The following is a 9350-nucleotide window of genomic DNA, read 5'->3' on the forward strand; positions in this document are numbered from 1 at the left end:
GGTCGTCTGAAACGTTTCAGACGACCTTTTATCCAAGGAAAAACATGAAACCGATACGCCCCTTCGCTGCAGCCGCCATCCTCGCCGCCCTGACCGCCTGCGCCTCACACGGCGGCGATGCCGCCCGACAACCTGATTCCCGACAAAGTTCCGCCATGAATCAAACCCATACCGCCGTCAGCAAATACAGTTTCGACGATACCGTCCGCCGTTTGGAAACCGCCGTCAAAGAAAAAGGCATGACCGTGTTCGCCGTCATCGACCACCAAGCCGCCGCGCGCCAAAGCGGTTTGGACATGCAGCCCGCGAAAGTCATCGTCTTCGGCACGCCCAAAGCCGGCACGCCGCTGATGCAAAAAGACCCTGCCTTCGCCCTGCAACTGCCGTTGCGCGTCCTCGTTACCGAAACCGACGGCGCAGTCCAAGTCGTGTTCAACGACACGCGCGCGCTGATGTCGGGCAGCAAAATCGAGTTTGCCGAAGTGGAAAACACGCTCGCCAATGCTGAAAAGCTCATCCGTAAAACGGTAGCGGAATAGGGATAAGCCAAATAATTGAAAGGTCGTCTGAAACCGAAAAAAGGTTTCAGACGACCTTTTATTTTTAACAGGCTTACTATTCTTCCGAAGTGTCGAATACTTCTTCGTCCCAACTGCTTTTGAGCGCGGCGTGGATGGTGTCCATGTCGAAGCCGCGATAGGCGAGAAACCGCGCTTGTTTTTGTTTGTCTTTTAAATCGGCGGCGGGCTGTTTGAATTTTTTGCGCAACACGGCGACGGCGGTTTGCAGTTCGCACGCTTTGTCGGGCATGAATTCGCGGCTGACGGTTTCGTCTATACCTTGCTGCGCCAATGCCTGTTTCAGACGTAGGGAACCGTGCTGACGGCTTTTACTGTGGATGTAGGCTTCGGCGTAGCGTTGGTCGGATTGCCAGTTGCGTTCGGCAAATTCGTCCAACACGTTTTCCAGTTCTTCTTCGCTTTCGGCATACGGGGCGAGCTTGCGCTTGAGTCCGACACGGCTGATTTCCTGTCGGGAAAGAATGTCCATCGCGCGGGCGCGCAGGGATTTTTGGGGTTTCATGCAGAGGTCGTCTGAAAAGGTCGATTCGTAGGTCAGATTCTTGAATCTGACTTGCGGGTTGTAGGATAGTGAGGATAAAAAAACTTCATTCGGTCTTTACCTGGCAAGCCGGATTCCATTCGTAGGTCAGATTCTTGAATCTGACTTGCAGGTTGCAAGATAGTGGGAAATAAAAAACTTTCATTCCGTCATTCTCTTTGTTCGGGAATGACGAATCTTTTTATTTCCACTGTTTTATTTTCAGACGACCTTTGAAACGGAAATAAAGGTCGTCTGAAAACAAGGATACTGATTACTCGTCGTCTTCTGCTTTTTTCGGTCGCAGGTTTTCGTAAATTTCGGGCAGTGAGCCGATAATCCAATCGGGTTGGGTCGCCTTGTCTTGCGACAATAAAGTCATGTCGCCGTAGCCGAAGGTGACGCCGACGCTGAGGCAGCCGGCGGCTTTGGCGGCGAGGATGTCGTTGAGGGAGTCGCCGACCATGATCATGTTGGCGGGATCGATGCCCAAGACTTCGGCGGCGTGTTGCAGCGGCAGCGGGCTGGGTTTCTTTTCCGGCAGGCTGTCGCCGCCGAGAATCAGGCTGAAGTAGTCGGCGAGTCCGAGCTGTTTCAAGAGTTCGGCGGCGAGGATTTCGTTTTTGTTGGTGATGACCACCAGCGGGATGCCCAGCGATTTGAGCAATGCCAGCCCGGCTTCGGTTTCGGGGTAGGGGCGGGTGAAGTCGCTCAAGTGGTCGCGGTAGTATTTCATGTAGAACACGAAACCTTTTTCCCACAAATCGGGCGCGGCTTCTTGATCGCGGTCGTTGGTGATGACGCGGTGGACGAGTTTGCCGATGCCGTCGCCGACGTAACTTTCTACTGTTTTGGCGGGCAGCGGCTCCATGCCGAGATATTCGCGCATGGCTTCAGCTGCGGCGGCAAGGTCGGGGACGGAATCGCATAATGTGCCGTCCAAATCAAAGGCAGCGGCTTGGACGTGTTCGATGGCGGCGGTCATAATGTGTTTTGCTCGTGAATGACAGGGACGCGTATTTTAACATTGTTTCCCGACAGGTAGTTTTCAGATGGATTGTTAATAATATAGTTGGAGCTTGAAATGGCATTTCATTGATTTTCAGAAGCTTTGACTTTGAAAGGCAGGCTGATTCAATTTTCAGACGACTTTTTTTAAAAACAAAGGTTTTTGGGGTGTGTTCGGAAAACGGGGATGTTTTGTAAAGGGATGGGAGAAGCAGTTTGAATGTACCCTTTTGTCGTCTGAAAAATAAAACCATATATAAATTAACTAACTCTCGTTTTTGCGACTACATGCTATTACATTTCATTTGGAAATTGGTTATAGTTACAAATAGTAAAGCCTTTAAACTCCAACCCGACATAAGAAGGAAGAGAAATGTCCCAATCCGCCGCAAAAGAAACCCTTAACCCTTTCGAAATCGCCCGCAAACAGGTCAAAACCGCCTGCGACCGGCTCAATGCCGACCCTGCGGTGTATGAAATCCTGAAAAGCCCGCAACGCGTTTTGGAAGTTACCTTCCCCGTCAAACTCGACAACGGCACGGTCAAAACCTTCACCGGCTACCGTTCGCAACACAACAACGCCGTCGGCCCGTACAAAGGCGGCGTGCGCTTCCATCCCAATGTGAATTTGGACGAAGTCAAAGCCCTGTCGATTTGGATGACCATCAAATGCTGCGTTGCGGGCATTCCTTACGGCGGCGGCAAAGGCGGCATTACTTTGGATCCGCGCGATTATTCCGAAGCAGAGTTGGAACGCATTTCACGCGCTTATTCCGAAGCCATTTCCCCGCTCATCGGCGAGAAAATCGATATTCCCGCTCCCGATATGAACACCAACGGCAAAATCATGTCGTGGATGGTTGATGCCTACGAAAACGTCGTTAAAAAATCCGCGCCGGGCGTGTTTACCGGCAAACCGGTCGAATTCGGCGGCTCTTTGGCGCGTACCGAAGCGACGGGTTACGGCGTAAACTTCGCCGCCGTCCAAGCTTTGGAAAAACTCGGCAAAGACGTCAAAGGCGCGACCTACGCCATTCAGGGCTTCGGTAATGTGGGCTATCACACAGGCTATTACGCGCATCAATCCGGCGCGAAAGTCGTTGCCGTTTCCACCGTTGATGTCGCCATCTACAACGAAAACGGCTTGGATATGGAAGCCCTCTTCAAAGAGTTCCAAGAAAAAGGCTTCATTACCAACGAAGCGGGTTATGGCAAAGAAATCAGCAACGCCGAACTCTTGGCTCTGGATGTGGACGTACTCGCCCCTTGCGCGCTGGAAAACCAACTGACTTCCGAAAACGCAGGCAAAGTTCGCGCTAAAATCGTGGTCGAAGGCGCAAACGGCCCGACTACGCCCGAAGCCGATGCCATCCTGCATCAAAACGGCGTATTGGTCGTGCCCGATATTCTGGCGAACTGCGGCGGCGTGGTCGTTTCCTATTTTGAATGGGTGCAAAACCTGCAAGGCTATTACTGGGAATTTGACGAAGTTCAAGAAAAAGAAACCGTCGTCCTGCGCCGCGCGTTCCGCGATATTTGGAATCTGGCGCAAGAGTATGATGTGGACCTGCGTACCGCGTCTTACATGATGAGTATCCGCCGCGTTGAAAAAGCGATGAAGCTGCGCGGTTGGTACTGATCAAATTTTGAAGCGTTAGCTTGAGAAAAGGTCGCCTGAAAAATTTTCAGACGACCTTTTGGTTTGTGCGGCGGATAGTGCTTAAAAATGGAGCGGGCGGACGGGTGGCATTGCGGGTCGTATGCCTGCGGATAGGGGAGGCACGTCGATTGTCAGGTTTTTGTCGGAAGAGCGGGTGTGGATGTCGAGATTGACGTGCAGCGGCAAACCCGAACCGGCAGCCGGGGCGGGTTGATAGATTTTGCCGTCGAGGTTGATGCACCTGAATGGCGTTTTTTCCCTTTACTGGAGGTGAACGCCAATTTTTCCAGTGTTTTTTCTTCATCTTTATCGGCATGGGGGTAAGACAGGCAAAGTAGTGTGCTGAATCTGCGATCCTCCTGCCAAACGGTAACCCCTGCCTTTTTGATATTCTTCACAGAATAGGCAAACTTGATTTCGTAGGGATGTTTCAGTTTGGCCTTAAAGATGGGAGAGAGCTTTTCAGACGACCCTTCGTCTAACACATAGGTGTATTGATCACCGAGCATGACCCAGCCGCCTGCAGGCGCATCTTCCGTAGCAGAGCCAAGCTTTCCGAAAGAGAGGATGCTGTCGTTGCCTTTGTGGACGGAGGGTGTGCCGTCGTCTGAAAAAGCAGTGCAGCCTGCAAGAAGGAATACTGCGGATAAAAAGGGGAAGGCGTATGTTTTCATGATGTTTGTTTGGAGGTATTTAAAATCAGGCAAATGGCGGAACGCTCAATCCGAATTGTTCCAACAAACCGGCCGTTTCGTAAACGGGCAGGCCCATCACGCCGGTGAAGCTGCCTTGCAAATGCTCGACAAACACGCCGCCCAAACCCTGAATGCCATACGCGCCCGCTTTGTCCATCGGTTCGCCGCTTCGGATATAGGCGGATATTTCGTCGGCAGACAAGGTTTTGAAACGTACATCGCTTGTTTGCAAAACGCCGCGTGTCTTCCCTTGCCAATATACGCATACGGCAGTCAGCACCTGATGCGTCTGCCCCGAAAGCCGGGCGAGCATTTCGGCTGCTTGGGCTTCGGTTTCCGGTTTGCCGAGAATGTGGTTTTGATAGGCGACCGTAGTGTCGGCGGTCAGAATCGGATATTCGGGCTGCGCGTCGTGGGTGGCAAACCATTGCTCGACAGCGGCGGCATTTTTTTCCTGCGCCATACGTTGCACATAATCGGCGGCGTTTTCGTCGGAATGCGGTGTTTCGTCGATGTCGGCAGGAATGCGGATAACTTTGAATCCGAGGTTTTCGAGGATTTCGCGGCGGCGCGGGCTGCCGGAGGCTAGGTAGAGTGTGTGCATAACACTTTCTTTTTTAAAAGGATATAAGGTCGTCTGAAAATTATTTTGACTGTTTGTGTTGTCCGGACAGGCGCACATAATGCGCGGACGAGTATTTCAAAAATTCTTTTTCCTTGTCGGTCAGCGGGCGGACTTGTTTGACGGGTGAGCCGACATAGAGATAGCCACTTTCCAAACGCTTGCGTGGCGGTACCAAGCTGCCTGCGCCTATCATTACGTCGTCTTCGATGACGGTATCGTCCAGAATAATCGTACCCATACCAATTAAAACTCGGTCGCCGATACGACAGCCGTGCAGCATGACTTTGTGTCCGACGGTTACGTCTTCGCCGATGATGAGGGGCGAACCTTCGGGTTTTTCGGCGTTTTTGTGCGAAACGTGCAAGACGCTGCCGTCCTGTACGTTGCTGCGTGCGCCGATGCTGATGCTGTTCACGTCGCCGCGCAAGACGGCATACGGCCAGACGGATACGTCTTCGGCAAGCGATACTTCGCCGATGATGACCGAAGTTTCATCGATAAGGCAGGATTCGTGGATTTGCGGGGTATGGTTTAAGAATGGGCGGATGGGGTTCATGTTGTCTCTTTCTTTTTGACGGTATGGCAGGTTTCAGGCGACCTGCGGCTCGGTATGGTGGGAGTATGCCCTGTTGATGCAGGGGAAGCAAGAAAGCTATACGAACTTCCTGTAGATATGCAGTTATGAATTTGCCAATAATAATTTTTAAGGTTTGGGAATCATTTTCTGTAAATCCTGAATCATTTGTTTACCGAAGTGTTGCCGAAGGGGAGGGTTATTCGTTACTTTTTTGTATTTTTGAATAATTGAAAATCATTATCTTGCCATTTAAATTAAAATAATATATATTTTTAAAAAATATTTCATAAAATAACAAAACCCTATAGTTAGTTTTCAAACACATTTGGTGGTTTCCAATCCTACAAACCTCCGCTTCCATCCCATATCCGTTTTCAAGCCTATCCAATCCACCTTGTTTAAATAAAGGCGGCCTGAAGGTCGTCTGAAACTTTATGAAGGATATTCACATGAGCGAAACACAAGAGCTGACGTTTGCCAAGCGGCTGAAGGAGCAAACCGCACCCATTCACGACAGCGTGGACAACTTGGTCATGTCTGTCGAGCCGTTTGCCAACAAAGAGAACTACATCAAATTCTTAAAACTGCAATCCGTGTTCCACAAAGCGGTCGATCATATCTATAAAGACCCGGAGTTGAACAAAGCCATTCCCGAGCTGGAATACATGGCGCGTTACGACGCGTTAACGCAAGACTTGGCGGATTTGGGCGACAAACCTTACGAATACGGCAAACCGCTGCCGCATGAAACCGGCAATAAATCCATCGGTTGGCTGTATTGCGCCGAAGGTTCCAATTTGGGCGCGGCATTTTTGTTTAAACACGCGCAAAAGCTGGATTACACCGGCGAACACGGCGCGCGCCACCTCGCCCCCCATCCGAACGGACGCGGCAAACATTGGCGTGCCTTTGTCGAGCATCTGAATGTTTTGGGCTTAAGCCCTGAAGCCGAAGCCGAAGCGATTCAAGGTGCAAAAGATGCGTTTGCGTTCTACAAAGTCGTTTTGCGTGAAACCTTCGGTCTGCCTGAAGGTGCGGAAGCTCCGGAAGACTTTGTTCCGCAGCGTCATTAATGGTTTGAGACCTTTGCAAAAAAGCCCTTCCCCCGACAGCCAAAACCCAAACACAGGTTTTCGGCTGTCGGGGGAAGGGCTTTTTTCAAGGTCTCAGCAAGATTTCTTTATGAAGCCTGTTGCCGTCATGGCGGGCTGTTCCGCTATAATCCTTGCTTTGCAAATATCTTTAAAGAGAGGGGAGATATGAAAATCCGTACCAAAATATGCGGTATCACCCGCCCCGAGGATGCCCTTGCCGCCGCCGAAGCGGGCGCGGATGCCGTCGGGCTGGTGTTTTACGCAAAAAGCAAACGCGCGGTAACGTCGGTGCAGGCGAAGGAAATCGTGGCGGTGCTGCCGCCGTTTGTGTCGGTGGTTGCGTTGTTTGTGAACGAGCAGTCGGACGTTATCCGCGAAATCCTGCACCAAGTGCCGATAGACGTGATTCAGTTTCACGGCGATGAAGACGATGACTTCTGCCGCCAATTTGACCGTCCGTATCTCAAAGCCGTGCGCGTGCAGTCTGCCGCCGATATTCAGACGGCCTGCGCCAAGTTCCCCAACGCGCGCGCGCTGTTGTTCGACGCTTACCATCCGACCGAATACGGCGGCACGGGGCAGAGTTTTGATTGGACGCTGTTGCGCGGCAATATCGGTAAACCGTGGATTTTAGCGGGCGGGCTGACGCCCGAAAACGTCGCCGACGCGGTGAAAACCAGCGGCGCGGTGGCGGTGGATGTGTCCGGCGGCGTGGAAAGCTCGGCAGGGATTAAAGACAAGGAAAAAATAGCGGCGTTTGTGGCGGCTGCAAAGGTCGTCTGAAACTGAAAATCGGGTTTTCAGACGACCTTTGTTGATAAAGGAATGAGATGGAACGTTATGCTGTACATTTGAAACTGCTGGGGATGGCGGTGTTGTGGGGTGCGTCTTGGCCGATGGGGCGGATGCTGGGGCAGTCGCTGCCGCCGCTGACGGGCGGGGCGGTTCGGTTTGTGTTGGCTTCGGTTTTGTTGTTGGGTTGGCTGTTTGCGCGCAGCAGGTTCGCGACTTTGGCGGCTTTGTCGGCGCGGCAATGGCTGGGCTTGACGGCAGCCGCTTCCGTAGGGGTGTGCGGCTATGCGGTGTTTTTCATGCTGGGTTTGCAGGCGATGCCTGCGGGTAAGGCGGCGGTGGTTGTGGCGGTGAATCCCGTGCTGACGCTGCTGCTGGCGGCTTGGCTTTTCGGCGAGCGTTTAAACGCGAAGATTTTGGCGGGTATGCTGCTGGCGGTCAGCGGTGCCATTGTGGCGGTAACGCAAGGACAGCCCTTGACGGTGTTGTCGGGCGGCATCAAGGCGGGGGAGTGGCTGATTTTCGGCTGCGTGGTCTGCTGGGCGGCTTATACCTTAATCGGGCGTGCGGTTTTGCGCGGGATAGACGCGTTGACGGTAACGGCGGCAACTTCATTCATCGGCGCGCTGATGTTGTCAGCGGTAGCGTTGTGGACGGACGGATTGCCGTTTGAGGCAATGGCGGCGATGGATGCACGCGGTTGGACGGCATTGGCGTGGCTGGTCATCGGCGCGACGGTATTGGCCTACGCGTGGTATTTCGAAGGCGTGAAGACTTTGGGCGCAGGCAGCGCGGCGGCGTATATTACGCTCGTGCCGATTTTCGGTATGCTGTCTTCGGCTTGGGTTTTGGGCGAACCGCTGCATATTTCGCTGGTTGCGGGCTGCGCGGCAGCGGTCGGCGGCATGACGCTGATGCGTTACGGGCAGAAGGTCGTCTGAAAAGGTGGCAACCTGCTGCTTTGTGTTCAATATTTTTTATCAAGGAAATCATGATGTCCGCTCCGCTTGAAATCGAAACCCACCCTTTTCCCGCCTTGCTGCCGCCGCAGGCGACGGTGATGATGATGGGGACGTTTCCGCCCAAGGAAGACAAACGCGCGATGCAGTTTCATTATCCGAATTTCCAAAACGATATGTGGCGCGTCTACGGGCTGGTGTTTTTTAATGATGCGGCGCATTTCCAAAGGTCGTCTGAAAAAGCGTTTGATGCGGAGAAAATCAAGGCGTTTTTGCGCGAACGAGGGATTGCGTCCTGCCCGACCGTATTAAAGGCGGTGCGGGAACACGGCAATGCGTCGGACAAGTTTTTGCAAGTGGTCGAAACCGTCGATTTGGCGGCGGTGTTGGCGCAGATGCCCGACTGCCGCCATATCTGCACCACCGGCGGCAAGGCGACGGAAGTCCTGCTTGATATTCAGGGCGGCGGTATCAAAATGCCGAAAACGGGCGAAACCGTGCCGTTTCCGTTTGCCGGACGGGATTTGACCCTAACCCGCCTGCCGTCCACTTCGCGTGCTTATCCTTTGAGTTTGGCGAAAAAGGCGGCGGCGTATCGGGCGTTTTTCGAAATGGCGGGTTTGGTGTGAGGTACTTATACCGTCGTTACATCTCGCCTGCGCAAGGATGAGTTGCCGTGGGGTACATACTTGGAGGTTTTAAGATACGGATGTTTGAGAAACAGTTTCTTAAATTCAAACATGGCTTCCCGCCTGTGCGGGAATGACGGCAGGCAGAGGGTACCTTATTATTAAAGGTCAAATGAACCGTTATAGTGGATTAACTTTAAACCGGTACGG

11 protein-coding genes are annotated in these 9350 nt (G+C 52.6%); 6 read left to right on the top strand and 5 right to left on the bottom strand.

Going from position 1 to position 9350, the window contains the following annotated elements:
- The first annotated feature begins 44 nt into the window (after nt 1–44).
- Nucleotides 45–539: a DUF302 domain-containing protein gene (locus HMPREF2907_RS09025; RefSeq protein ID WP_070682332.1), complete on the top strand. Its 495-nt coding sequence runs from the start codon at nt 45–47 to the stop codon at nt 537–539.
- 76 nt (nt 540–615) lie between these two features.
- Here HMPREF2907_RS09025 and recX read toward each other — a convergent pair whose 3' ends face one another.
- Complete coding sequence (recX, locus tag HMPREF2907_RS09030) at nt 616–1083, bottom strand: recombination regulator RecX (RefSeq protein ID WP_070682335.1); 468 nt, start codon at nt 1081–1083, stop codon at nt 616–618.
- Between the two features lie 292 nt (nt 1084–1375).
- Nucleotides 1376–2086, bottom strand: coding sequence for a phosphoglycolate phosphatase (locus tag HMPREF2907_RS09035; protein WP_070682339.1), 711 nt, complete (start codon nt 2084–2086; stop codon nt 1376–1378).
- Nucleotides 2087–2482: 396 nt separating this feature from the next.
- Here HMPREF2907_RS09035 and HMPREF2907_RS09040 point away from each other — a divergent pair, with 396 nt between their 5' ends.
- Complete coding sequence (locus HMPREF2907_RS09040; protein WP_070682344.1) at nt 2483–3748, top strand: Glu/Leu/Phe/Val family dehydrogenase; 1266 nt, start codon at nt 2483–2485, stop codon at nt 3746–3748.
- Between the two features lie 152 nt (nt 3749–3900).
- Here HMPREF2907_RS09040 and HMPREF2907_RS09045 read toward each other — a convergent pair whose 3' ends face one another.
- Genes HMPREF2907_RS09045 through HMPREF2907_RS09055 form a run of 3 tightly spaced genes read right to left on the bottom strand, consistent with a single transcriptional unit; the run spans nt 3901 to nt 5645 of the window.
- The gene (locus HMPREF2907_RS09045) at nt 3901–4443 is read right to left on the bottom strand and encodes a hypothetical protein (protein ID WP_070682347.1); all 543 of its coding nucleotides are present in this window, start codon (nt 4441–4443) and stop codon (nt 3901–3903) included.
- Between the two features lie 25 nt (nt 4444–4468).
- Nucleotides 4469–5068 (bottom strand): Maf family protein, encoded by a 600-nt coding sequence (locus HMPREF2907_RS09050; RefSeq protein WP_070682350.1) that lies wholly within the window; start codon nt 5066–5068, stop codon nt 4469–4471.
- A 40-nt stretch (nt 5069–5108) separates the two neighbouring features.
- Nucleotides 5109–5645: a gamma carbonic anhydrase family protein gene (locus HMPREF2907_RS09055; RefSeq protein ID WP_070682353.1), complete on the bottom strand. Its 537-nt coding sequence runs from the start codon at nt 5643–5645 to the stop codon at nt 5109–5111.
- A gap of 470 nt (nt 5646–6115) precedes the next feature.
- Between HMPREF2907_RS09055 and HMPREF2907_RS09060 the strand changes: the two genes are divergently transcribed.
- The 4 genes from HMPREF2907_RS09060 (at nt 6116) to HMPREF2907_RS09075 (ending at nt 9140) form a co-directional block, all read left to right on the top strand.
- A complete protein-coding gene (locus HMPREF2907_RS09060; protein WP_070682356.1) occupies nt 6116–6739 on the top strand; it encodes a biliverdin-producing heme oxygenase in 624 nt (207 codons plus the stop codon).
- A 186-nt stretch (nt 6740–6925) separates the two neighbouring features.
- The gene (locus HMPREF2907_RS09065; protein ID WP_070682359.1) at nt 6926–7543 is read left to right on the top strand and encodes a phosphoribosylanthranilate isomerase; all 618 of its coding nucleotides are present in this window, start codon (nt 6926–6928) and stop codon (nt 7541–7543) included.
- A 47-nt stretch (nt 7544–7590) separates the two neighbouring features.
- Nucleotides 7591–8493 carry a DMT family transporter gene (locus HMPREF2907_RS09070; RefSeq protein ID WP_070682362.1) on the top strand — a complete coding sequence of 301 codons (903 nt, stop codon included), beginning with the start codon at nt 7591–7593 and terminating at the stop codon, nt 8491–8493.
- 53 nt (nt 8494–8546) lie between these two features.
- A complete protein-coding gene (locus HMPREF2907_RS09075) occupies nt 8547–9140 on the top strand; it encodes a DNA glycosylase (protein ID WP_049225394.1) in 594 nt (197 codons plus the stop codon).
- Nucleotides 9141–9350: the final 210 nt, after the last annotated feature.

Source organism: Neisseria sp. HMSC055H02, assembly GCF_001813335.1.
Taxonomy (GTDB): Bacteria; Pseudomonadota; Gammaproteobacteria; order Burkholderiales; family Neisseriaceae; genus Neisseria; species Neisseria sicca_C.